Annotated in this window: 23 protein-coding genes, 1 tRNA gene and 1 pseudogene; 17 read left to right on the forward strand and 8 right to left on the reverse strand. The window is 67.5% G+C overall.

Going from position 1 to position 21,366, the window contains the following annotated elements; all coding sequences use genetic code 11:
* Positions 1-5 precede the first annotated feature (5 nt).
* From KIP89_RS15535 to KIP89_RS15550, 4 genes are read left to right on the forward strand one after another with little or no spacing between them, the layout of a single operon-like run.
* Positions 6-1,112, forward strand: coding sequence for an ABC transporter ATP-binding protein (locus KIP89_RS15535; RefSeq protein WP_213756490.1), 1,107 nt, complete (start codon positions 6-8; stop codon positions 1,110-1,112).
* Positions 1,113-1,114: 2 nt separating this feature from the next.
* The gene (locus tag KIP89_RS15540; RefSeq protein ID WP_213756491.1) at positions 1,115-2,038 is read left to right on the forward strand and encodes an ABC transporter permease; all 924 of its coding nucleotides are present in this window, start codon (positions 1,115-1,117) and stop codon (positions 2,036-2,038) included.
* The gene (locus KIP89_RS15545; protein WP_213756492.1) at positions 2,031-2,831 is read left to right on the forward strand and encodes an ABC transporter permease; all 801 of its coding nucleotides are present in this window, start codon (positions 2,031-2,033) and stop codon (positions 2,829-2,831) included. Before KIP89_RS15540 ends, KIP89_RS15545 begins: the two co-directional genes overlap by 8 nt.
* Before the next feature lie 27 nt (positions 2,832-2,858).
* The gene (locus KIP89_RS15550) at positions 2,859-3,893 is read left to right on the forward strand and encodes an extracellular solute-binding protein (protein WP_213756493.1); all 1,035 of its coding nucleotides are present in this window, start codon (positions 2,859-2,861) and stop codon (positions 3,891-3,893) included.
* A gap of 75 nt (positions 3,894-3,968) precedes the next feature.
* Here the strand turns inward: KIP89_RS15550 and KIP89_RS15555 are convergent, their stop codons facing one another.
* Entirely contained in the window at positions 3,969-4,106 is a 138-nt protein-coding gene (locus tag KIP89_RS15555) for a hypothetical protein (RefSeq protein WP_213756494.1), read from the reverse strand.
* A 120-nt stretch (positions 4,107-4,226) separates the two neighbouring features.
* On the opposite strand from KIP89_RS15555, the gene KIP89_RS15560 reads away from it, so the two are divergent.
* A complete protein-coding gene (locus tag KIP89_RS15560; protein ID WP_213756495.1) occupies positions 4,227-5,639 on the forward strand; it encodes an amidase in 1,413 nt (470 codons plus the stop codon).
* Positions 5,640-5,711: 72 nt separating this feature from the next.
* On the opposite strand, the gene KIP89_RS15565 is transcribed toward KIP89_RS15560, so the two are convergent.
* Both KIP89_RS15565 and KIP89_RS15570 read right to left on the reverse strand, forming a co-directional pair.
* Positions 5,712-5,788: transfer RNA gene (locus KIP89_RS15565), tRNA-Met, on the reverse strand.
* Between the two features lie 116 nt (positions 5,789-5,904).
* Complete coding sequence (locus KIP89_RS15570) at positions 5,905-6,405, reverse strand: NUDIX domain-containing protein (RefSeq protein WP_213756496.1); 501 nt, start codon at positions 6,403-6,405, stop codon at positions 5,905-5,907.
* A 30-nt stretch (positions 6,406-6,435) separates the two neighbouring features.
* Here KIP89_RS15570 and KIP89_RS15575 point away from each other — a divergent pair, with 30 nt between their 5' ends.
* Complete coding sequence (locus KIP89_RS15575) at positions 6,436-7,368, forward strand: metallophosphoesterase family protein (RefSeq protein WP_213756497.1); 933 nt, start codon at positions 6,436-6,438, stop codon at positions 7,366-7,368.
* On the opposite strand, the gene KIP89_RS15580 is transcribed toward KIP89_RS15575, so the two are convergent.
* Complete coding sequence (locus tag KIP89_RS15580) at positions 7,352-7,951, reverse strand: hypothetical protein (protein ID WP_213756498.1); 600 nt, start codon at positions 7,949-7,951, stop codon at positions 7,352-7,354. The two genes, KIP89_RS15575 and KIP89_RS15580, sit on opposite strands and share 17 nt — an antisense overlap.
* 187 nt (positions 7,952-8,138) lie before the next feature.
* Between KIP89_RS15580 and KIP89_RS15585 the strand changes: the two genes are divergently transcribed.
* A complete protein-coding gene (locus tag KIP89_RS15585) occupies positions 8,139-9,248 on the forward strand; it encodes an alpha-hydroxy acid oxidase (protein ID WP_213756499.1) in 1,110 nt (369 codons plus the stop codon).
* Here the strand turns inward: KIP89_RS15585 and KIP89_RS15590 are convergent.
* Both KIP89_RS15590 and phnF read right to left on the reverse strand, forming a co-directional pair.
* Positions 9,245-9,853, reverse strand: coding sequence for a pyridoxamine 5'-phosphate oxidase family protein (locus KIP89_RS15590; RefSeq protein ID WP_213756500.1), 609 nt, complete (start codon positions 9,851-9,853; stop codon positions 9,245-9,247). The two genes, KIP89_RS15585 and KIP89_RS15590, sit on opposite strands and share 4 nt — an antisense overlap.
* Positions 9,854-9,881: 28 nt before the next feature.
* Positions 9,882-10,646: a phosphonate metabolism transcriptional regulator PhnF gene (gene phnF / locus KIP89_RS15595; protein ID WP_369807174.1), complete on the reverse strand. Its 765-nt coding sequence runs from the start codon at positions 10,644-10,646 to the stop codon at positions 9,882-9,884.
* Between the two features lie 101 nt (positions 10,647-10,747).
* On the opposite strand from phnF, the gene phnG reads away from it, so the two are divergent.
* The 8 genes and pseudogenes from phnG (at position 10,748) to phnN (ending at position 17,800) form a co-directional block, all read left to right on the forward strand.
* On the forward strand, positions 10,748-11,224 hold the full coding sequence (gene phnG, locus KIP89_RS15600; RefSeq protein ID WP_250152542.1) for a phosphonate C-P lyase system protein PhnG: 477 nt from the start codon (positions 10,748-10,750) through the stop codon (positions 11,222-11,224).
* A gap of 1 nt (position 11,225) precedes the next feature.
* A complete protein-coding gene (phnH, locus tag KIP89_RS15605; RefSeq protein ID WP_213756501.1) occupies positions 11,226-11,822 on the forward strand; it encodes a phosphonate C-P lyase system protein PhnH in 597 nt (198 codons plus the stop codon).
* Positions 11,823-11,827: 5 nt separating this feature from the next.
* Complete coding sequence (locus KIP89_RS15610) at positions 11,828-12,940, forward strand: carbon-phosphorus lyase complex subunit (RefSeq protein WP_213756502.1); 1,113 nt, start codon at positions 11,828-11,830, stop codon at positions 12,938-12,940.
* Between the two features lie 44 nt (positions 12,941-12,984).
* A pseudogene (locus tag KIP89_RS15615) lies at positions 12,985-13,827 on the forward strand (alpha-D-ribose 1-methylphosphonate 5-phosphate C-P-lyase PhnJ); the annotation flags it as partial.
* 179 nt (positions 13,828-14,006) lie between these two features.
* On the forward strand, positions 14,007-14,792 hold the full coding sequence (gene phnK / locus KIP89_RS15620) for a phosphonate C-P lyase system protein PhnK (RefSeq protein ID WP_213756503.1): 786 nt from the start codon (positions 14,007-14,009) through the stop codon (positions 14,790-14,792).
* 186 nt (positions 14,793-14,978) lie between these two features.
* On the forward strand, positions 14,979-15,686 hold the full coding sequence (phnL, locus tag KIP89_RS15625) for a phosphonate C-P lyase system protein PhnL (RefSeq protein WP_213756504.1): 708 nt from the start codon (positions 14,979-14,981) through the stop codon (positions 15,684-15,686).
* Positions 15,687-16,076: 390 nt separating this feature from the next.
* Positions 16,077-17,216, forward strand: a complete 1,140-nt coding sequence (locus KIP89_RS15630; protein ID WP_213756626.1) for an alpha-D-ribose 1-methylphosphonate 5-triphosphate diphosphatase — start codon at positions 16,077-16,079, stop codon at positions 17,214-17,216.
* Positions 17,213-17,800, forward strand: coding sequence for a phosphonate metabolism protein/1,5-bisphosphokinase (PRPP-forming) PhnN (phnN, locus tag KIP89_RS15635; protein WP_213756505.1), 588 nt, complete (start codon positions 17,213-17,215; stop codon positions 17,798-17,800). The genes KIP89_RS15630 and phnN overlap by 4 nt, the downstream gene beginning before the upstream one ends.
* Before the next feature lie 115 nt (positions 17,801-17,915).
* On the opposite strand, the gene sciP is transcribed toward phnN, so the two are convergent.
* A complete protein-coding gene (gene sciP / locus KIP89_RS15640) occupies positions 17,916-18,191 on the reverse strand; it encodes a CtrA inhibitor SciP (protein ID WP_144342224.1) in 276 nt (91 codons plus the stop codon).
* A gap of 291 nt (positions 18,192-18,482) precedes the next feature.
* On the opposite strand from sciP, the gene mnmA reads away from it, so the two are divergent.
* Positions 18,483-19,670, forward strand: a complete 1,188-nt coding sequence (gene mnmA / locus KIP89_RS15645; protein WP_250152543.1) for a tRNA 2-thiouridine(34) synthase MnmA — start codon at positions 18,483-18,485, stop codon at positions 19,668-19,670.
* A 77-nt stretch (positions 19,671-19,747) separates the two neighbouring features.
* Complete coding sequence (locus KIP89_RS15650; protein ID WP_213756506.1) at positions 19,748-20,446, forward strand: class I SAM-dependent methyltransferase; 699 nt, start codon at positions 19,748-19,750, stop codon at positions 20,444-20,446.
* Between the two features lie 76 nt (positions 20,447-20,522).
* On the opposite strand, the gene KIP89_RS15655 is transcribed toward KIP89_RS15650, so the two are convergent.
* Positions 20,523-21,335: a maleate cis-trans isomerase family protein gene (locus KIP89_RS15655; RefSeq protein ID WP_213756507.1), complete on the reverse strand. Its 813-nt coding sequence runs from the start codon at positions 21,333-21,335 to the stop codon at positions 20,523-20,525.
* Positions 21,336-21,366: the final 31 nt, after the last annotated feature.

The following is a 21,366-nucleotide window of genomic DNA, read 5'->3' on the forward strand; positions in this document are numbered from 1 at the left end:
CGAGTATGCCAGACCCTTCCTTGGCGCGTGACCAGCGTGTGGCCATTGAAGCAAGGGGGATCGTCAAGGAATTCGGCCAGGGTCCAACCGCGCTGCGTGCCCTCGACAATGTCTCGGTGACCATTCGCGAGAACGAGTTTTTCACGCTTCTAGGGCCCTCCGGCTGTGGCAAGACCACGCTGCTGCGGATGATTGCCGGCTTCGAGTATCCGAGCGAGGGCGCGATTCTGCTCTATGGCGAGGACATTGCTGGGCTGCCGCCCTTCAAGCGGCCGATCAACACCGTGTTCCAGAGCTACGCGCTGTTCCCGCACCTCACCGTGCGCGAGAACATCGCCTTCGGGCTGGAAATGCTCGGCCGTCCGAAGGCGGAGATCACCAGTCGCGTGGCCGCCATGCTGAAGCTGGTGCGGATGGAGGAGCTGGCGGAGCGCCGTACCGACCAGATCTCCGGCGGCCAGGCCCAGCGCGTCGCGCTTGCCCGCGCCCTTGCCCCCAGCCCGAAGGTGTTGCTGCTCGACGAGCCGCTCTCGGCGCTGGACTACAAGCTGCGCAAGGAGATGCAGATCGAGCTCAAGCGGATGCAGAGCGAGACCGGCATCACCTTCGTCTTCGTCACCCACGACCAGGAAGAAGCCCTGACCATGTCCGACCGCATCGCGGTCATGTCAAAGGGCAAGGTCCTGCAGATCGGCTCCCCCTGGGACATTTACGACAAGCCGGCCGACCGCTTTGTCGCTGACTTCATTGGCGAGACCAATTTTCTCGTCGCTTCCGTCATCGCTACCGGGAGCAATATGGTCCGGGTCCGGCTGGCCACGGGCGCCGAGATCGACGCGACCGTTACCGAGGGATGGCAGCCGACCGGCGAGGTCACGGTGGCGGTTCGCCCCGAGCATGCGCGGGCGGTGGCCAGCGGCGGGCACATCGCTGGCATGGTCGAGAACGTCGTCTATTTCGGCACCGACACGCATATCCATGTGCGGCTCGATGGAGCGACCGGCTTCATGGTGCGCCAGCAGAATTCGCGCAGCCAGTCCTGCGGCTTCGCCGTTGGCGACCGGATCGGCATCGACATCGCCGCCGACGCCGCGCAAGTGCTGAGGGACTGACCATGGCCAGCGCAGCCGACGCCGCCCGGCGAGCCGAAAACGAGAAGACCCGCAGCCGCTGGCTGCTCTCGGCGCCGGCACTCGTCATCATCTTCGTCGCCGCGATCGGTCCACTCTTCGTCATGCTGGCCTATTCCTTCATGGCGAAGGGCGACTATGGCGATGTGAAATACGGCCAGTTCTCGCTCGATGGCTGGTTCTCGGTGTTCCTGCAGCGGGACATCTTCGACGATACGATCGGCATCGCCGAGGCGCATCTGTCGATCATCTGGCGCTCGGTGCGCCTGTCGGTGATCACCACCGCGGTGACGCTGCTGCTGGGGTTTCCCACCGCCTATTTCATCGCGACGCGCCCGAGGCACACGCGGGAAATCTGGGTCTTCCTCGTCACCATACCGTTCTGGACCAACCTGCTGATCCGCACCTTCGCCATGCAGCAGGTGATCCGCAACGAGGGCATCCTCAACACGCTGCTGATGTGGCTGCACGTCATCGATGAGCCCTTGCAGATCATGTACTCCGACTGGGCGATCCTGTTCGGCATGGTCTATGTCTACCTGCCGCTGATGGTGCTGCCGCTCTATGCGAGCATGGAAAAGCTGGACTTCCGGCTGATCGAGGCGGGGTATGACCTGTATGCGGGCCGGCTCGCCGTGCTTCGCCGCATTATCATACCTCTGGTCAAGCCGGGTGTTGTCGCCGGCTCGATCCTGGTCTTCATTCCCTCGCTCGGTGCCTATGTCATTCCGCGCGTGCTCGGCGGCGGCAAGAACATGATGATCGGCAACCTCATCGAGTTGCAGTTCGGCGCCGGCCGCAACTGGCCTCTGGGGGCGGCCCTTTCCATCGCGCTGATGGCGGCGGTGATGGTGGCGCTGCTTTTCTATGTGCGGAACGCGGCACGCTCGGGGGCGCAACATGGCTAGGCACTTCGACATTCGTTCGCAGCCCGGCTTTCCGCTCATCGCGCTGTTTACCTTCGCGATGCTCTACCTGCCGATCGTCACCCTCGTCGTCTACGCCTTCAATGCGAGCGACTCGGTATCGCAATGGGGCGGCTTCTCGCTGCGCTGGTTTGCCGATGCATGGGACAATTCGGCGGTGCAGGATGCGGCGCTGCGCTCGATCATCATCGCCCTCTGCGCCGCGACGATCGCGACCATCGCGGCGACCATGGCGGCGATTGCCACCACGCGAACCGCGCCCTATCGCGGGCTTGGCGTCAAATATGCCTTCATCAACACCCCGCTGATGGTGCCGGAGATCGTCACCGCCGTGGCGCTGCTGATCGTGTTCTCTCGCATCAAGGTGTGGACCGGCTATTCCGGCCTCGGCTACCTTATCATCGCCCACACCGCCTTCTGCATCCCCTTCGCCTATCTGCCGATCCGGGCGCGGCTGGAGAGCATGGACTCCACTCTGGAGCGCGCGGCGGCGGACCTCTACGCCACGCCCTGGATGGCCTTCCGGCGGGTGACGCTGCCCTTGCTGCGGCCGGGCATTATCGCCGGCTTCATGCTCGCCTTCGTCATCTCGCTGGATGATGTGGTCATCACCGAATTCGTCAAATCCGGCGGGCAGGACACCTTGCCGACCTACATGCTCGGCCAGATCCGGCGCGCCGTGACCCCCGAGATCAACGCCATCGCGACCGCTTTCCTCGCTCTGTCGGTGATCCTCGTCACGGCGTTCTTCTTCATCAACCGCCGCAAGACCTGAACAACAAGACCCTTACGGAGACGGAACATGAACTGGAAGATGACGGCCGCCTCGGCGGCGATCGCCCTGCTCGGTCTGGCCGGGACGGCCATGGCCGAGGGCAACCTCAACATCTACAATTGGGGCGACTACACCAGCCCCGAGCTGATCAAGAAGTTCGAGGACAAATACAAGGTCAAGGTCACGGTAACCGACTACGATTCGAACGACACGGCGCTGGCCAAGATCCGCGCCGGCGGCCACGGCTTCGATATCGTGGTGCCCTCGGCCAATTACCTGCCGATCTGGGTCAAGGAAGGCCTGCTGCTGGAGGCCCGCCCGGACCAGATGTCGAACTTCAAGAATGTCGATGAGCGTTGGGTCAACGTTCCGTGGGATCCGGGCCGTCACTATTCCGTGCCGTGGCAGTGGGGCCTGAGCGGCATCGGCATCAACAAGAAGGTGTATAGCGGCGACATCAACACCTCCGCCATCTTCCTTGATCCGCCGAAGGAACTGGTCGGCAAGATCAATGTCGAGCCGGAGATGAACGATGTTCTCTTCGCCACCATCAAATATCTGGGCGGCGAGTGGTGCACGACGGACAAGGCGCTGCTGAAGAAGGTGCGCGACAAGCTGGTTGAGGCGAAGCCGAAATGGCTCGCCATGGACTACAGCGTGACCGAGAAGCTGCCCTCGGGCGATTATGCGGCCGTCTATTACTGGAACGGCGCCATCCTGCGCTCGCGCCTCAAGAACCCGGACATCGCCTTCGGTTATCCGAAGGAAGGCTACCCGGTGTTCATGGACAGCGTGGCGATCCTGAAGGATGCCAAGAACCCCGAGAACGCCAAGCTGTTCATGAACTTCATCATGGAGCCGGAGAACGCGGCGCTGATCTCGGCCTTCGCCAAATATGCCAATGGCATCAAGGGCTCGGAGCAGTTCTTCCCGGCCGACATGAAGGGTGCCCCGGAACTGAACGTGCCGGCGCAGTTCGAGAAGGCCGGCGAGTTCCTCGCCACCTGCGCGCCGGAAGTCTCGGAGCTCTATGCCCGCATCTGGACCGACGTGAACAAGTGACCACGTGACGCAAACCCGGCGGGCACCCATGCCCGTCGGGTATTAAAACACCGGAATGGAGCCGGTCGCCGCGGCTCAACGCTCCTTGAGCATCTCGATCATGGAGCGCAGGCTTTCATTTAGCGTGATGAAGCGCGGCCGAAACGCCGCCGGAGCCACGACGGCGGCCATCATTACCAGCAGTAGAGACAGGCGGTAGCGCAGCAGGGTCATGTCCGCTCTCGTGCGGGGCCGCGCTGTAAACGCGCCTTCCGGGTAGCAATAGCTTACCGCGACGCTGCGACAATTCGTAATTTCTCGCCTCAGGGTTTTCACCAGTGCCGGGAGACGGCCATGTCGCTCATGGAACTGACGGCAAGCGAGCTGTCGCGGGGCATTGCCGCGCGGGCGTTCCGACCTTCCGAGGTGATGGCGGCCTATCTCCAGCATCTGCCAGCCAATGCGACGATCAACGCCATTGTCGCGCCCCGTGATCCCGACGCGCTGATGGATGAAGCGCGGGCGGCCGATGACGCCCCGCGTACCGGCTGGCTGCACGGCCTGCCGTTGGCGGTGAAGGATCTCGTCGCCGTGCGCGGACTGCGCACCACCTATGGTTCGCCGCTCTATCGCGACCATGTGCCGGAGGCCGACGACCTGCTGGCCGCGCGGTTGCGGGCGGCGGGGGCTATCTTCACCGGCAAGACCAATACGCCCGAATGGGGCCATGGCAGCCACAGCTTCAATCCGGTCTATGGGGCGACGCGCAATCCGTATGATATTACCCGCGCGGCGGGTGGGTCATCGGGTGGGGCGGCGGCGGCGCTGGCGGCCCGGCTGGTCCCGGTGGCGGATGGCTCGGACATGATGGGTAGCCTGCGCAACCCGGCCGCCTTCTGCAATGTCTATGGCTTCCGTCCGAGTTGGGGGCTAGTTCCAGCCGATGCCGAGGGCGATACTTTCATGGCGACGCTGGCAACCGACGGGCCGATGGGCCGCACGGTGGAAGATGTTGCCCGGCTTCTGGAAACCCTGTCCGGCGAGAACCCCGCCGCGCCTTTCCCGCGCCCGGCCTTCCGCTATGAGCCGGGGCCTCCGGCCGATCTGGCCGGCGTGCGGATCGGCTGGCTGGGCGATTGGGGCGGCGCCTATCCGTGCGAGCCGGGCATTCTCGACCTCTGCGAGCGCGGGCTCGCGGTGCTGGAGAGCCTTGGCGCCCATGTCGAGCCCCTGCCGCCGCCCTTTCCCGCGGAGGACCTCTGGCGCGCCTGGATCCATCTGCGTGGCTTCCTCAATGCCGGCTCCAAGGGCCCGCTCTGGGCGAATCCCGAGACGCGGGCGCAGCTCAAGCCGGAAACGGTGTGGGAAATCGAGTTCGGCCGCAGCGTGACGGCCGCCGACGCCTATGCGGCGAGCGTCGTCCGTTCGCGCTGGTATCATGTAGCCTCAACGCTGTTTGATGCTTATGACCTGCTGGTGATGCCGGCGGCCCAGGTCTGGCCGTTTCCGGTGGAGTGGCGCTGGCCGCAGAGCATCAATGGGCGAACGCTCGACACCTATCATCGCTGGATGGAGGTTGTGGTTCCGGTGAGCCTGATCGGCCTGCCCGCGCTCGCTATGCCCTGTGGTTTCGGCCCGCAGGGTCTCCCGATGGGCATACAGCTCATCGGCCGGTTCGGCGCGGATCGCCAGGTGCTCGCGGCCGGTGAGCGGTACCATCAGGCAACGCAATGGCCGCAGAAGCAAATTCCGAAGCTGGGTGGGTGAGTTAGCCGATCCCGTCATCTACCGGCCGCATGGTCGATAAGATGTTCCGACCCGCCGACTGTTCTCTGAGTGTGGTAGCGGGAGAGGGACTTGAACCCCCGACCCCAGGATTATGATTCCCGTGCTCTAACCAGCTGAGCTACCCCGCCACACCGCGCGACCCGAGGGCCGCTCGCAGAGTGGCGCGATATAAGGAAGGGGGCTGGACGGTGTCAAGGCGGGAGAGGCCGCCCGAACGCTCTTTCCTCAGTCGCGCGGCGCGCAGCTACCAGTGGGCGGCGGGTGGCGCGCCCTCGATGATCTCGGACAGGCGCCGGCGCGTCGGGCCGGTGAGGCTCTCGGGAAGGCTTCCCGGTGGGAAAAAGCCGATCTCGGCGATTTCGCGATTCGGGGCGGGTACGGCGCCCTGCGTGAATCGATCGACGACATACACGGCCACATGGTCGCGGCGCCCCAGATTGAGGTTGAGGAACAGCCCGTGCAGGCGGGGGCGGCCGTCGAGGCGGATGGCGGCTTCTTCCGTCAGTTCGCGGCCAACCGCCTGCTCGGCCGTCTCGCCGATCTCCACGCCTCCGCCCGGCAGATGCCAACCGGGTACATAGGTATGGCGCACAAGTAGTATATTACCCTCATCATTGATCGCCGCAGCCTTCACCCCCAGCGTGACGCCGCGCGTCAGGCGGCCCCAGCCATGGATCAGGCGTGTCAACAGGCGCGGGCCGGTGCCGAGCTTTTGCGCGGAGTTGAGGGGCGTCGCGCATTCCATCGGGCCTTCGGGGCTGATAAGGAGACCCCCGTGTTTGTTCTCGCTCATCTCACCGACGCTCACCTTGGACCGCTGCCGCGCGCACGCTTTGCCGAGCTCGCCGGAAAGCGCGCGCTCGGCGTGCTGAACTGGCGGCGGGGCCGCCAGCACCGATTCAACATCGCCACCATCGACCTGCTGGTGTCCGACATCAAGGCGATGGCACCGGACCATATCGCCGTCACCGGCGACCTGGTGAATGTCGGCCTGGCCGCCGAATTCGCCACCGGCCTGCACTTCCTTAAATCACTGGGCGAGGGGCATGATGTTACCGTCGTGCCCGGCAATCACGACGCCTATGTCCGCTCCACCGCGCATCATTCGCTGCTCAACTGGGGCGACTATATGCGCGGCGACGGGGTGAACGGGGACGTCACCGATGAGAGCGCCTTTCCCTTCATCCGCCGCCGCAACGGCGTGGCTCTGATCGGCGTGTCCTCCGCCATTCCCACGCGGCCCTTCATGGCGACGGGCAAGGTCGGCCGGGCGCAGCGCGAGAGGCTGGCGCAGGCGCTGGACCAGCTTGGCGCGGAAGGCCTGTTTCGAGTGGTAATGATACACCACCCGCCGTGCGGCATCCGCTCCTCCTACAAGCGGCTGATCGACGAAGAGGCTTTCCGCGCGATCCTTGCCCGCCACGGCGCGGAACTGGTGATCTGCGGCCACGACCATGTGCCGATGGTGGAAATGCTGCCGGGTCCGAATGGCGGGCTGATTCCCGTCGTCGAGGCGCCGTCCTTTGCTGCCGGGCCGGAGGATCGCCACTGGCCGGGCGGCTATCACCTCTACCGGATCGAGCGTGTACAGGATGCGGCCTTCCCGTGGCGCTGCACGCTGGAGGCGCGTGGCTTCAAACGCGGCGAAGACGGCGTGGACACCCGCACCGTGCGTGTGCTGACCGGATCGCTCAGCGCGGGTCGATAGGCAGGCCGTAAAAAAATACCGCTGCCAGGGTGGCCGCGACCCCGAGGATCACGCCCAGCAGCAACACGCCCATGCGTCCGCGCGGTGCCGGCGGGGCAGGGGGCTCCGGCGCCGGATGATGTGGCAGCGGGTGCGGGATGGGCTCGTTTTCCGCCGGGGACAGTGTGGCGACCATGGCCTGCTCGCGGGCGATCAGCCGGCGGGCGACGTATCTTGTTACCGCATCCACCATGTCGTGCGGATTGGCGCTCTCGGCGAGCACACGCCGGCCGGCCCGTGTGTCCTGAAGCAGGCGGAAGGTCCGCCGATCGCGCCCGAGCGCCACATGGGCCACCATGTCGACAAAGAGGCGCGGCGTTTCGCCCGGCATCAGGCCGCGATCAAACAGATCGGCATGTTCGAGCGGCACCTCGGCGAAGATCGGGTCCAGCATCTCGTTGAGCATGGAGAGGCGCGCAAGGCTGGCGTCGCGCAGCTCGACAATGACGCCGGAGCGTTCCGCCGCCTCGATCCGCGCGGCGCGGATCGCCTCGCGCAGCGACAGGCCGGGCGTGTCCGCGCGATACCGCTCGCTGTCGTCCATGCCGTTGATTCCTCGCCCGATCCCGCCCGCTTTCCCAAGCATGGCTAGTCGATCATAGCGGTTGCGGGTTAATGCGTCGTTGGAGATGGCCCGGTGGGGACGGCTGCACGCCGGCGCGCGAGCGATTATGACAGCGTGGCTGGACATGTGGCGGGACATAGAGACGGCAGAACGGCGGTGGATGGGCATGGCGCAGCGTTTCGACATACCGGCCGAGGCGGTGGCGCTGGAGGATTATGAGCGTCTGGCGCGGGAGCGTCTGTCACCGCAGGCCTTCGCCTATTATTCCGGCGGCGCGGCGGACGAGCTGACGCTGGGCTGGAACCTTCAGGCGTTCGAGCGGGTGAAGCTGCGCCCGCGCGTGCTCACCGAATTCACCGGCGGCGGTACGATGTTGACGCTGTTCGGCCAGACGTTCGATTACCCGATCCTTCTCGCGCCGACCGCCCACCATGGGCTCGCCGTGCCCGAGGCGGAACTTGCTACCGTGATCGGCGCCGGCGGGGCGCGGGCGGGCATGGTAGTGAGCACCGAATCCGATCTCACGCTGGAGGAGATCGCGCAGGCGGCGCGCGCGCCGCTGTGGTTCCAGCTCTACATCCAGCATGATCGCGGCTTCACGCGCGATCTCGTGCGGCGGGCGGAAGCGGCGGGCTATGGGGCGCTTGTGGTGACGGTGGACGCGCCCATCCACGCCTTTCGAAACCGCGAGCAGCGGGCCGGCTATACGCCGCCGAAACTGTCCGAACATGCCAATCTGCGCGGTCTGCACACCCGCCATGTCGCCACTGCCGCGCTGGGTGAAAGCCTTATGTTCCGTGGCTTTCTCGATGTGGCGGCGCGCTGGGACGACATTGCCCGGCTGCGTGAGGCGACGGGCCTGCCGTTGTTGCTCAAGGGTATCATAACACCTGAAGATGCCGAACTGGCGCTGCGCCATGGCGTCGATGGTCTCATCGTCTCCAACCATGGCGGGCGGGTGCTGGACAGCGTGCCGGCGACGCTCGACGTGCTGCCCGGCATCGTCCGGGCGGTGGCCGGGCGGGTGCCGGTGCTGATGGATGGCGGTATCCGGCGCGGCACGGATGTGCTGAAGGCGCTGGCGCTGGGGGCGAGCGCCGTGCTGGTCGGCCGCCCCGGCCTCTATGGGCTCGCGGTGGCGGGGCCGGCGGGCGTCGCCCATGTGCTGCATCTGCTGCGCAGCGAGTTCGAAATCGCCATGGTGCTGACCGGCTGCGCCACGCTGGCCGATATCGGCCCGCAGGTGATCTGGCGGGATGACGCGGCGAGCGCCTAGTAAAGGGTGTTTTTATACCGCTCGATCATCTCCGCCTGTGTCTCGGCGGCGGCGAGACCCAATTGGTCGCGCAGCATCTCGCCCATGCTGGGCAGGAGCGCGCGGTCCGTGAAGCTGGCGGGGTCCCAGGCGCGCGAGCGCATGAAGGCCTTGGCGCAGTGCAGATAGGCTTCCGCGACGGCGACGCGCAGCACGGTCGCCGGGCGCTTGCCGTCCACCTCGAAGGAGGCGAGCAGTTCGGCATCGTCATGGATCTCGGCCGTGCCGTTGACGCGCAGCGTCTCGTCGACGCCGGGGATCAGAAACAGCAGGCCGATCGACGGGTTGGCGAGAAGATTGGTGAGCGTATCCAGGCGGTTATTGCCCGGCCGGTCGGGGATGAGCAGCGCCGTCGCGTCCTCCACCCGCACGAAGCCGGGCGCGTCGCCGCGCGGCGTGACATCGGCCCGGCCATCCCCGCCGATGCTGCCGACCATGACCAGCGGGGCCAGCTCGACGAAGCGGCGGCAATGGGAATCCAGCGCCGGCAGAACCTTGCGCAGGCTGCGCTCGCGCGGCTGCGGGTAGAGGCGGCGCAGGGCGTCAATCGAGCGGATGCGGGCCATTCGCGGCTCCTTAAGTTGTTGGTTGAACTCAGTTCTTGACGACGAGTTGTACCCGATCGGCGGCGAAGCGGGCACGGGAAAACTGGATCGGCCGGCGCTGCGGGTCGCCATTGATGGCTTCCACCACCATCACGGTCCGGCCGGCCGGAAGGCTGAGCAGGCGCCGGTCCTCCTCATCGGCGAGGCGGGCGGTGATGCGGGTTTCCAGTCGCCGATAATCGCCGAGACCCAGCGTTTCCAAGGCCCGCGTCACGGAGCCCGTAGCGGCGACGAGAAGGTCGAGGTCGCGGCACCGCTCGGCTTCGTACCAGTGGGAGCCGGCGGTGATGGGCACGCCATCGGCTTCGCGCAGCATGTCGATACGCAGCACATCGCTGCCCGGCGGCAGGCGCAGGGCGGTGGCGATCTCGGCGCTTGCCGGCTCGACGCGCGAGCCGATGAGCCGGCCGCTCGGCGCGCGGCCTTCCCCCGAGACGATTTCCGAAAAGCGGGTGCGGGAGCTGATCGGGTAGCGGATCGGCGGCTCCTTGACGAAGGTGCCGCGCCCCGGTGTCGCCTCGATAAGTCCTTGTTCGTTAAGGGTTGCCAGTGCCCGGCGCAGCGTGTGGCGGTTCACCCCGAAACGCTCGGCCAGCTCCATCTCGGTGGGCAGGCGGGTGCCCGGCGCGAGATGGCCCTCGTGAATATCCGCTTCGATCCGCTCGACGATCTGTCGCCACAGCGCGACGCCGCTGCCGCGTTCGACATCGGAGGGGGCTGTCACCGGGGCGTCGTCGCTCGGGAGCATGATCATCAACATCGGGTTCCAAAACGCTATTGCCTGTTTGTATAGATCATTATACAAATCCGGCCGCAAGTAAACAGACTTGTGATGCGGCATTCCCCGGAAGCCTGATGACCCTCACCGACAAAATACCCAATGAAACCAGTGCGCTGGAAGGCGCGCGGCAATCGCTCATGGCCGTTCTGGCGCGGGCGGACCGCGATGAGCTGGCCGCGATTCTCGATCGTCTCGGCCCCGTGCCGCCGGTGACGGACCTGCGTCAGCCGGAAACCGGCCTCGTCATGCTGCGCGGCCGGACGGGCGGGGAGGGGGCTCCTTTCAATCTGGGCGAGGCGACGGTGAGCCGCGCGGCGGTGCGGATTGCCAGCGGAGAGGTAGGATTTTGCTACCGACTGGGCCGCGACGTTCATGCGGCGCGGGCGGCGGCGATCCTTGATGCGCTGTGGCAGGATGGGCAGAGGCGCGGCGCGGTGGAGGCGGCGCTGGCGCCGGTGCGGGCCCGGCTTGCCGCCGAAGAGGGCCAGGTGCGCAGCGAAACGGCCGCCACCAAGGTCGATTTCTTCACCCTCGTGCGCGGGGAGGATTGATATGTCGGTTCAGACTCTGGCGGCTGGCTTTCAGGATAACGTTCTGGAATCGCAGTCTGTTTTCCGCGCCGCCATGGATGCGATGGCGCGTCCCGGCCGGGTGGTGCCGCTCGTGTGCGCGCTTGCCCCGCCCGCTCCGCTGAATGCGGAGGCGGCGGCGCTGGTGCTGGCCCTGTGCGATTACGAGACCCCGCTCTGGCTCGATGCGCGGCTGGCGGCGGAGCCGGCGGTGGCGGAATTCCTGCGCTTTCATACCGGCGCGGCGATTGTCGCCGAGCCTATGGCGGCACGCTTCGCGCTGGTGGCCGAACCCCTTGAAATGCCGGAGTTTTCCGCCTTCGCGCCGGGCACGCCCGATTATCCCGATGCCTCGGTCACGCTGATCCTTCAGGTCAGCGGGTTCGCGGGCGCCGGATGGGCCCTGCAAGGACCGGGGATCAAGGGCGAGACCCGCTTCGGGGCGGCGCCGCTGCCGCATGATTTTACCGCACGCATGGCCGCGAACCGGGCGCTGTTCCCGCTCGGCGTCGATCTCCTTCTGGCGGGGGCCGGCGGGGTGGTCGGCCTGCCGCGCTCCGTCACCGTAAGGGAGGGCTGAACCTCATGTATGTCGCGGCCAAAGGTGGCGAAAAAGCCATCCGCCATGCCCATGCCCTTCTGGCTAAACGCCGGCGTGGAAAGACGAATCTGCCCTCGATCACGCTCCAGCAGATCGCCGGGCAGCTGACGTTGGCGGTCGACCGGGTGATGGCGGAAGGCTCGCTTTACGATACGGAACTCGCCGCGCTGGCGGTGAAGCAGGCGCGCGGCGACCTGATCGAGGCGATCTTCCTGATCCGCGCCTTCCGCACCACCCTGCCGCGCTTCGGTGCGACCATACCTCTCGACACCGCGCAGATGCTGGTGCGGCGGCGGGTGTCGGCCACCTACAAGGATCTGCCGGGCGGGCAGCTTCTCGGGCCCACCTTCGACTATACGCACCGCCTTCTGGACACCTCTCTGGGGGTGGAGCGTGAGTGCAGTGAGGTGGACGATCAGGCCAGTGCGGCCGATGCGTCTCGCCTCCCCAGTGAACCCGTCGCCATGCCGCGCGTGACCGATCTGCTCGGGCAGGAGGGGTTGATCGAGGCCTCCCCGGAGGACACGGGCGAGGAGCCGTTCGACATCACCCGCGCCCCGGTCTCCTTCCCCGTCGACCGGTCAACCCGGCTGCAGACGCTAGCGCGGGGCGACGAGGGCTATCTGCTGGCGCTCGGCTATTCGACCCAGCGCGGCTATGCCCGCTCGCACCCCTTCGTCGGCGAAATCCGCTTCGGCGATGTCGAGGTGATGTTCGAGGCGCCGGAGCTCGGCTTTGCCGTCTCGCTCGGCCGGGTGCAGGTGACCGAATGCCAGATGGTGAACCAGTTCAAGGGCTCTGCCGAGGTGCCGCCGCAGTTCACCCGCGGCTATGGGCTCGTCTTCGGGCAATGCGAGCGCAAGGCGATGTCGATGGCGCTGGTCGAGCGGGCGCTGCGCTGGAAGGAACTGGGCGAGGAGCCCGGCGCCCCGGCGCAGGACGAGGAATTCGTCCTGTCCCATTGCGACAATGTGCAGGCGACCGGCTTCGTCGAGCATCTGAAGCTGCCGCATTACGTGGACTTCCAGGCCGAACTCGATCTCGTGCGGCGGATGCGCGCCGAACATGAGGCGCAGATGAAGGAAGCGGCGGAATGAACGCGCCCCTGCTTGCCACCGGCACCACCAGCACCACCGGCGCCATGCCGGAAATCCGCTACAACTTCGCCTATCTCGACGAGCAGACGAAAAGGATGATCCGCCGGGCGATCCTCAAGGCGATCGCCATTCCCGGCTATCAGGTGCCGTTTGCCGCGCGCGAAATGCCGATGCCCTATGGCTGGGGCACGGGCGGCGTGCAGGTCACTGCCGCCGTGCTCGGCCCGGATGACGTGCTGAAGGTGATCGACCAGGGGGCGGACGACACCACCAATGCGGTGGCCATTCGCGGCTTCTTCGAGAAGACCGCGCGGGTGGCGACCACAACCGTCACCACGCAGGCGACGGTGATCCAGACCCGCCACCGCATTCCCGAGACGGCGCTCAGCGAGAATCAGATCCTCGTCTATCAGGTGCCGATCCCGGAGCCGCTGCGTTTTCTCGAGCCGCGCGAGACCGAGACGCGCCAGCTTCACGCGCTGGCCGAATATGGCCTGATGCATGTGAAGCTCTATGAGGATATCGCGCGCCACGGCCATATCGCCACCACCTATGCCTATCCGGTGGAAGTGGCGGGCCGTTATGTGATGGACCCCTCGCCGATCCCGAAATTCGACAACCCGAAGATGGACGATTGCCCGGCGCTGCAATTGTTCGGCGCGGGGCGGGAAAAGCGCATCTACGCGATCCCGCCGCACACGAGGGTGCGCTCGCTGGATTTCGAGGACCACCCGTTCAAGGTGCAGCGTTTCGCCAAGCCCTGCGCGCTCTGCGCGGCGACCGGGGTCTATCTCGACGAGGTGATCCTCGACGATCGGGGCGGGCGGATGTTCGTCTGCTCGGACACGGATTACTGCAACACACGGCAGGCGCAGGGCCATGTGGGCGAGCTGGGCGTGCCGGGGGGTGGGTTCCCCCAGAACGCCGTCATGCCCGGACGTAATTCGGGCATCCACGACGTGCCGCCGTCGCACCCGGTCCAGGACGTGGATCCCCGGGTCAAGCCCGGGGATGACGGCATATCTGGCGGGACGCCTCCGGCCGGGATGACGAGGGAGGGGACGATATGATCACGCAGCACGACCAGCCCCTCCTCATCGCCGAAGGGCTGTCGAAGAATTACGGCGCCCGCATCGGCTGCCGCGATGTGTCGCTCGCCGTTCATCCCGGCGAGGTGCTGGCGGTGGTCGGGGAATCCGGCTCGGGCAAATCGACCCTGCTCGGCGTGCTCTCGACCGAACTCGCGCCCAGCGCCGGGCGCGTCTCCTACCGGATGCGCGACGGACGGATGGCCGACCTTGCCAGCCTCGGCGCGGCCGAGCGGCGGCTCCTGATGCGCACCGATTGGGGCTTCGTGCGGCAGAACCCGGCGGAGGGGCTGCGCATGGCCGTGTCGGCCGGCGGCAATGTCGGCGAGCGGCTGATGGCGGTCGGCTGGCGGCACTATGGCAACATCCGCGCCGAGGCGCTGGACTGGCTCGCCAAGGTGGAAATCGCCGGCGACCGGATCGACGACGACCCGCGCGCCTTTTCCGGCGGCATGCGCCAGCGCCTGCAGATCGCGCGCAATCTGGTGACGCGCCCGCGCCTCGTTTTCATGGACGAGCCGACCGGGGGGCTGGATGTCTCCGTGCAGGCGCGTCTGCTCGACCTCATTCGCGGGCTGGTGGCGGAGCTGGGGCTGGCGGTGGTGATCGTCACCCACGACCTCGCGGTGGCCCGGCTGCTCTCGCACCGCATGGTGGTGATGCGGCACGGACGGGTGATCGAGACCGGCATCACCGATCAGGTGCTCGACGACCCGCGCGAGCCCTACACGCAATTACTCGTGTCCTCGGTTCTGGCGGCGTGAGGGGATGATGGGCGGCATCAAGAGAAGTGCGGAGAGGCGGCATCCTTCGAGGCCGGGCGCTGCCCGGCACCTCAGGATGACGGCGCTCCCGGTGCGCGGAGCAACGGCCGATACACTCCCACAACGTCATCCTGAGGTGCGAGCGCAGCGAGCCTCGAAGGATGTTCAGACAGAACCGAGGCGGCCATGACGCAAACCGATCCCATCCTCACCGTCGCGGGCCTCTCCAAGACCTTCATCCTGCACCTGCGCGAGGGGGCGCGGCTGCCGGTGGTGGCGGGCGCCGGGTTTGAACTTCACGCCGGCGAATGCGTGGCGCTGGGCGGGCCGTCCGGGGCGGGCAAGAGCTCGCTGCTGAAGATGGTCTACGGCAATTACCGCGTCGATGCCGGCACCATCCAGGTGCGTGATGGCGACGAGACCGTCGATGTCGCCACCGCCGATCCGCGCCGGCTGATCCGGCTGCGCGGGCAGACCATGGGCTATGTCAGCCAGTTCCTGCGGGTCATTCCCCGCGTCGGGGCGCTGGACGTGGTGGCCGAGCCGCTGATCGGCGACGGCGTCGCCCGCGAGGAGGCGACCGCGCGGGCCGGCGCGCTGCTCGCCCGGCTGAACCTGCCGGAACGGCTGTGGCAATTGCCGCCGGCGACCTTCTCGGGCGGCGAACAGCAGCGCGTGAACATCGCGCGCGGGCTGATCGCCCATCGCCCGCTGCTCCTGATGGACGAGCCCACCGCCTCGCTGGATGCGGCCAACCGCGCCGTGGTGGTGGAGCTGATCGAGGAGAAGAAGCGCGCCGGCGTCGGCATTCTCGGCATCTTCCACGACGCGGAAGTGCGCGAGGCGGTGTGCGACCGGGTGATCGACGTGACGGAATTCGCGCGGGCGGCGTGAGGGGCGGGCACAGGGAACTGCCGTCATCCCCGGGCTTGACCCGGGGATCCACGACTTGGGCCGGGCGCGCGGGCGGGAAGACGTGGATGGCCGGGTCAAGCCCGGCCATGACGGTGTGAGGGATGGATGCGACCCGTGGCAGGACGTGGAGCCGGGGAATGGCAGGTGTGAGGTGGCGGGCGGTTGCTCGCTCTCTCCGCGCCTCCGCCTCCACGCCGCCGCCCTCCGCCTCCCGACCGTCATCCCCGGGCTTGGCCCGGGGATCCATGACTTGGGGGCGCGGCGGGCGGGAAGACGTGGATGGCCGGATCAAGTCCGGCCATGACGGTGTGAGAGATGGATGCGGCCCGTGGCTGGACGAAGCCGGCGAATGGCAGGCGTGAGGGAATGATGAACGAGACGGTCTATGCCAATGCGACGCTGGTGCTGGCGGACGCGGTGCGCCACGGCCATATCGTGGTGCGCGACGGGGTGATCGCCGAGATCGGCGAGGGCAGCGCGCCCCGCACGGCGCTGGACATGGGCGGCGATTATCTGCTGCCGGGCTTTGTCGAGCTGCACACCGATGCGGTGGAAGGCCATCTCTACCCGCGCCCGCGCGTCACCTGGAACGCCTTCGCGGCGGTGATGGCCTATGACGCGCAGATCGCCACCGCCGGCGTCACCACCGTGTTCGATTCGCTGCGGGTCTGGCCGGACAAGCGGGCGGTGGGCATGGATGGCGACGCGCCGCTGCTGGCCGCGACGCTGCGGCAGGCCGGGGAAGCCGGCGTGCTGCGCGCCGAGCACCATATCCATCTGCGCTGCGAGGTGGCGGCCGATGGCGTGGTGGAGGAGGCGCAGGCGCTGATCGAGAGCGCCGATGTGCGGCTGATCTCGCTGATGGACCACACGCCGGGCCAGCGCCAGTTCCTCACCGTCGAGCAGTTCCGCAGCTACTACAAGAAAAAGAGCGGGATGAGCGACGCGGAGATGGACGTCATCGTCGCCGACCGGCTCGACGCCCATGCCCGGCTCGCCCGCCCCAACCGCGCCCGGCTGGTGGAGCTGGCCCGCGCGCAGGGCATCGTGCTGGCGAGCCATGATGATGCGAGCGCGGCGCATATCGAAGACGCCATCGCCGACGGCATCGCCATCGCCGAATTTCCGACCACCGACGCGGCGGCGGATGGCTCGCACAAGGCCGGTATCCGCGTGCTGATGGGCGCGCCGAACATCGTGCGCGGCGGCTCGCATACCGGCAATGTGGCGGCGCAGACGCTGGCGCGGCGCGGCGTGCTCGATATCCTCTCCTCCGATTATGTGCCAGGCAGCCTGCTGCTCGCCGCCTTCGACCTGCCGAACCGGGTCGAGGGGATTTCGCTGCCGGACGCGGTGCGCATGGTCAGCGCCAATCCGGCGGACGCGGCGGACTTGACGGATCGGGGGCGGCTGGCCGAAGGGCTGCGGGCGGATATCGTCCGCGTCACCACGGCCGGCCCGGCGCCGGCGGTGCGGGAAGTCTGGCGCGCGGGGGTGCGGATCGCATGAACGGGGCGGGCGAGGTGAGCGACAAGGTGAGCGGCGACACCCGGCTCGGGCCGGGGCTGCTGGTGCTGGTGGTCGGCCCGTCCGGCGCCGGCAAGGACACGCTGCTCGCCTATGCCCGCGCCCGGCTGGAGGGCCACGCGGCCATTGTCTTCGCGCGGCGGCGCATCACCCGGGCGGTGGACGCCACCGAGGACCATATCGCCATTGACGAGGCGACCTTTGCCGAGGGCGTTGCGCAGGGCCGCTTTCCGCTGCACTGGCGGGCCAACGGGCTCGCTTACGCGCTGGGGCCGGAGGTGGGCGAGGCCATCGCGGCCGGGCGCATCGTCGTCGCCAATGGCTCGCGCGCGGCAGTGGCCGAGGCGCGCGGGCGCTTTGCCCATATCAAGGTGGTGCATGTGACGGCGCCGCCGGACATTCTCGCCGCTCGCATCGCCGCGCGGGGGCGCGAGAGCGAGGCCGAGGTGCTGGCCCGCCTTGCCCGCGAGCCGGCGCTCGACGCCCCGCCGGAACTGCGCATCCTCAATGTCGACGCGGTCGACGCCGCCGGCGAGCGGCTGGCGGCGTTTCTGCGCGGGCTGTGAGGGGGGGCGGCCGGCGCATCACTCCGCCGCCGTCACTCCACGCTCCAAGAAAAAGGGCCGGCGGGATGGATGTCCCGGCCGGCCCTGAGGATCGCAACAAGAAGAACGAAAACGATTACTGGCGGTATTGCTGGATGCGCGTGGTGCGCAGCCCGGCGAGACCGTGGCGGTCGATCGAGGCCTGCCAGGACAGGAACTCCTCGGTCGTCAGAGTGTAACGCTTGCAGGCCTCCTCAAGACTGAGGAGACCGCCGCGCACGGCGGCAACAACTTCCGCCTTGCGGCGGATGACCCACCGCCGGGTGTTTGGCGGGGGCAGATCAGCAATGGTTAACGGACTTCCGTCCGGCCCGATTACATATTTCACCCTCGGGCGGTAGGGCTCGGTCATGTTACGCTCACTCAATACACGCGATCAATGAGAGTAGGTTACCTGCCGAGCCTTAAATATTTCCCTAAACGAATCACACGATGGTGATGCCGCAGCGCGTAGTGCTTTGTTAATCCTTGGGAAGGACTTTGTTTACGGTTTCTGACGCAGCGGAAGCGGTATCCATGGGTGGAATGCGCCATTTGCCGGGCTGAGGGTTCATAGAATGGCCGGGGTGGACTATATAAGCGTCTCGGCACGCCGCCCGGCGCCGCCGCCCCTCCGCCCCGAACCTGGCAGCGCCTCTCCTCCATGATCCGTCTCGACGACACGCCCCGTTCTCCCGCCCAGACCCGTGTGGTCGTGGCGATGTCGGGCGGCGTGGATTCCTCGGTGGTCGCCGCGCTCTATGCGCAGGCGGGCTATGACGTGGTGGGCGTCACGCTCCAGCTCTACGACCATGGCGAGGCGATGCACCACCGGCCGGGCGCCTGCTGCGCCGGGCAGGACATTTATGACGCGCGCACCGTGGCCGAGAAGCTCGGCATTCCCCATTACGTGCTGGATTACGAGAGCCGCTTCCGCCATGCGGTGATCGAGCGTTTCGCCGATGCCTATGCGGCGGGGGAGACGCCCATTCCCTGCGTCGACTGCAACCGCACGGTCAAGTTCCGCGACCTGCTGGAGACCGCGCGCGACCTCGGCGCCGATATTCTCGCCACCGGCCATTACGTCACCAGCCGGGCGCTGCCGAACGGGCGGCGGGCGCTGTTCCGCCCGCTCGATGAGAGCCGCGACCAGAGCTATTTCCTCTACGCCACCACGCAGGCGCAGATCGACATGCTGCGCTTTCCTCTGGGGGAGACCACCAAGCCGGAAGTGCGCGCGCTGGCCGAGAGCTTCGGGCTGAAAGTGGCGGACAAGCCGGACAGCCAGGACATCTGCTTCGTGCCGAACGGGCACTACACCGCGATCGTCGAGAAGCTGCGCCCGGAAGCCGCCGAGCCGGGCGAGATCGTGCATATGGACGGGCGGGTGCTCGGCCGCCATGCCGGGGTGATGCGCTTCACCATCGGCCAGCGCAAGGGTCTGGGCATCGCCGCCGCCGAGCCGCTTTATGTGGTGGGCATCGACGCGGCCGCGCGGCGCGTGCTGGTCGGCCCGCGCGAGGCGCTGGGCGTCACCGTCATCCGCGTCGACGAGGTGAACTGGATTGGCGATGAAACGTTGGAAGACGCGGCGGGAGCCGGGCGCGACGTTTTCGTGAAGGTGCGCTCGGCGCGGGCGCCCATGCCGGGTCATCTCGCCCATGCGGCGGATGGCAGCATCGAGGTTCATCTGGCCGCCGCCGAGGAAGGCGTGGCGCCGGGACAGGCCTGCGTCTTCTATGAGGACGGCGCTCCCTCGGCCCGGCTGCTGGGCGGGGGCGTCATCCGGCGGGCGCGGGAGACCTTCACGGCGCTGACACGTGACATTGAGATGGTGTCACGCAGCGCCTGAGGCGCCTCGCGCGTTGAGTCGACGATTACGTCACGGGAGCCACGAGCGGCGACCGGGTGAGAGGGCAGGGGATACAGATGACGCCGACCGATCTTGATCGCGCCACCGTCGAGGAAGCCTATGCCCGCTGGGCACCCGTCTATGACGTGGTGTTCGGCGCGGTGTTCGAGCCCGGCCGCAAGGCGGCGATCAAGGCGGCGGAACGCATCGGCGGCCGCCTGCTCGAATTCGGCGTCGGCACCGGTTTCGCCCTGCCGGCCTATAAGCGCAGCAACCGCATCGTCGGCGTCGATATTTCCGAGCCCATGCTGCAAAAGGCGCGCGAGAAGGTCGAGAAGGAAAAGCTCCCCCATATCGAGGGCCTGTGCCTGATGGACGGCGCCCATATGGGCTTTGCCGATGCCAGCTTCGACGTGGTGGTGGCGCAGTTCGTGATCACCGTGGTGCCGCACCCGGAGGCGACGCTGGACGAAATGGCCCGCGTGCTGAAGCCCGGCGGCGAGATCATCCTGGTCAACCATCTCGGCGCCGAGGACGGCCCGCGCGCCGTGTTCGAACGCTGGTTCGCCCGCAAGGCGCGCAAGCTCGGCTGGCGTCCCGAATTCCAGTTCGCCCGGCTGCGCAACTGGGCGCTGGCCAATGGCACGGTCGACATGCCGATCGCCCGCGACGTGGCGCTCGGCATGTACACCATGGTGCGCTTCCGCAAGCGCAGCGCCGCCGAGATCGCGGCGGGCCGGGTGGACGAGATCGAGACCGTCGCGCTGGCGGGGTGACACCCCGCTTTTAGAGCACGTGCGGGGTGAACCCCGCCTTTCAGGCGAATGGCGGGGAACCCCCGCCGGGGCGCCGTCAGGCGAGCCCGCGCTCATAGAGCCGGCCGGCCGCCGGCTGCGCATCGGCCACGCCGCCGAGCCGCAGCGCGTGCCAGGCCATGGCGTGGTTCGAGGAGGTGACCGGCAGGCCGGTCGCCGCCTCGATGCGGGTGACGGCTTCCGCCACGCGCAGGCTGGTGCAGGAGACGAAGATCGCCTCGATGCCCGGCGCCTCGCGTGCCAGCCGCTCCGCCCCGGCGACGATGGACTCGACCGAGATGCAGGCCGCGTCCCGGTCGTCGCGGCGATCGAAGGTGGCGTAGGCCTCCACCCCGAAGCCCTGTGACACGAAGCTTTTGGCCATGCCGGCGGTGATTTCTGGCGCGTAGGGCGTGAGCATGGCGATGCGCCGCGCGCCCAGCGCCTTCAGCGCCGCCCGCGCGGCCGTGACCGGCGTGGTGCAGGCGACGCCGGGGCGCACCTTGCGGATTTCGCCGAACACATAGTCCTCGCCCAGCAGCATGGTCGCCGAGGTGCAGCCGAATGCGATCACATCAACCGGCGTGCCCGGCAGGATCAACGCCGCCGAGGGCGCGATGCGCGGGCCGATGGCGCGCAGCGTCTCCGGGGTGATTTCGGCATCATTGTGCAGCCGCGCCTCGTAGAGACCGACACCGGGCAGATCGAGCAGGTTGCGGAATTCAAATTCGATGGTCTGGTCGGTACCGAGCACGACAAGGCCGATGGTGGCCCGCGCGCCGAGACGCGGGGCCAGCTCGGAGGTCATCACGCCAAGATCGCGCGGCGCGTGGACGAGTGAGGGGGAGGCGAGGGCAGCGGGCGGGGTCATCGGCGGAACCTCCGGGTGCGGCGGGCCGGCG

It is taken from the genome of Ancylobacter radicis (genome assembly GCF_018449475.1).
GTDB lineage: Bacteria > Pseudomonadota > Alphaproteobacteria > Rhizobiales > Xanthobacteraceae > Ancylobacter > Ancylobacter radicis.

What these genes read in the sequence shown, in the direction of transcription:
- KIP89_RS15560 (WP_213756495.1), top strand. Translation starts at nt 4,227, where the DNA reads ATGTCGCTCATGGAACTGACGGCAAGCGAGCTGTCGCGGGGCATTGCC.
- KIP89_RS15540 (WP_213756491.1), top strand. Translation starts at nt 1,115, where the DNA reads ATGGCCAGCGCAGCCGACGCCGCCCGGCGAGCCGAAAACGAGAAGACC.
- phnG (WP_250152542.1), top strand. Translation starts at nt 10,748, where the DNA reads ATGACCCTCACCGACAAAATACCCAATGAAACCAGTGCGCTGGAAGGC.
- phnN (WP_213756505.1), top strand. Translation starts at nt 17,213, where the DNA reads ATGAACGGGGCGGGCGAGGTGAGCGACAAGGTGAGCGGCGACACCCGG.
- phnK (WP_213756503.1), top strand. Translation starts at nt 14,007, where the DNA reads ATGATCACGCAGCACGACCAGCCCCTCCTCATCGCCGAAGGGCTGTCG.
- KIP89_RS15585 (WP_213756499.1), top strand. Translation starts at nt 8,139, where the DNA reads ATGGCGCAGCGTTTCGACATACCGGCCGAGGCGGTGGCGCTGGAGGAT.
- KIP89_RS15610 (WP_213756502.1), top strand. Translation starts at nt 11,828, where the DNA reads ATGTATGTCGCGGCCAAAGGTGGCGAAAAAGCCATCCGCCATGCCCAT.
- mnmA (WP_250152543.1), top strand. Translation starts at nt 18,483, where the DNA reads ATGATCCGTCTCGACGACACGCCCCGTTCTCCCGCCCAGACCCGTGTG.
- KIP89_RS15655 (WP_213756507.1), bottom strand. Translation starts at nt 21,335, where the DNA reads ATGACCCCGCCCGCTGCCCTCGCCTCCCCCTCACTCGTCCACGCGCCG.
- sciP (WP_144342224.1), bottom strand. Translation starts at nt 18,191, where the DNA reads ATGACCGAGCCCTACCGCCCGAGGGTGAAATATGTAATCGGGCCGGAC.
- KIP89_RS15650 (WP_213756506.1), top strand. Translation starts at nt 19,748, where the DNA reads ATGACGCCGACCGATCTTGATCGCGCCACCGTCGAGGAAGCCTATGCC.
- KIP89_RS15580 (WP_213756498.1), bottom strand. Translation starts at nt 7,951, where the DNA reads ATGGACGACAGCGAGCGGTATCGCGCGGACACGCCCGGCCTGTCGCTG.
- phnF (WP_369807174.1), bottom strand. Translation starts at nt 10,646, where the DNA reads ATGATCATGCTCCCGAGCGACGACGCCCCGGTGACAGCCCCCTCCGAT.
- KIP89_RS15630 (WP_213756626.1), top strand. Translation starts at nt 16,077, where the DNA reads ATGAACGAGACGGTCTATGCCAATGCGACGCTGGTGCTGGCGGACGCG.
- KIP89_RS15550 (WP_213756493.1), top strand. Translation starts at nt 2,859, where the DNA reads ATGAACTGGAAGATGACGGCCGCCTCGGCGGCGATCGCCCTGCTCGGT.
- KIP89_RS15545 (WP_213756492.1), top strand. Translation starts at nt 2,031, where the DNA reads ATGGCTAGGCACTTCGACATTCGTTCGCAGCCCGGCTTTCCGCTCATC.
- KIP89_RS15555 (WP_213756494.1), bottom strand. Translation starts at nt 4,106, where the DNA reads ATGACCCTGCTGCGCTACCGCCTGTCTCTACTGCTGGTAATGATGGCC.
- phnH (WP_213756501.1), top strand. Translation starts at nt 11,226, where the DNA reads ATGTCGGTTCAGACTCTGGCGGCTGGCTTTCAGGATAACGTTCTGGAA.
- KIP89_RS15535 (WP_213756490.1), top strand. Translation starts at nt 6, where the DNA reads ATGCCAGACCCTTCCTTGGCGCGTGACCAGCGTGTGGCCATTGAAGCA.
- KIP89_RS15570 (WP_213756496.1), bottom strand. Translation starts at nt 6,405, where the DNA reads ATGGAATGCGCGACGCCCCTCAACTCCGCGCAAAAGCTCGGCACCGGC.
- KIP89_RS15590 (WP_213756500.1), bottom strand. Translation starts at nt 9,853, where the DNA reads ATGGCCCGCATCCGCTCGATTGACGCCCTGCGCCGCCTCTACCCGCAG.
- phnL (WP_213756504.1), top strand. Translation starts at nt 14,979, where the DNA reads ATGACGCAAACCGATCCCATCCTCACCGTCGCGGGCCTCTCCAAGACC.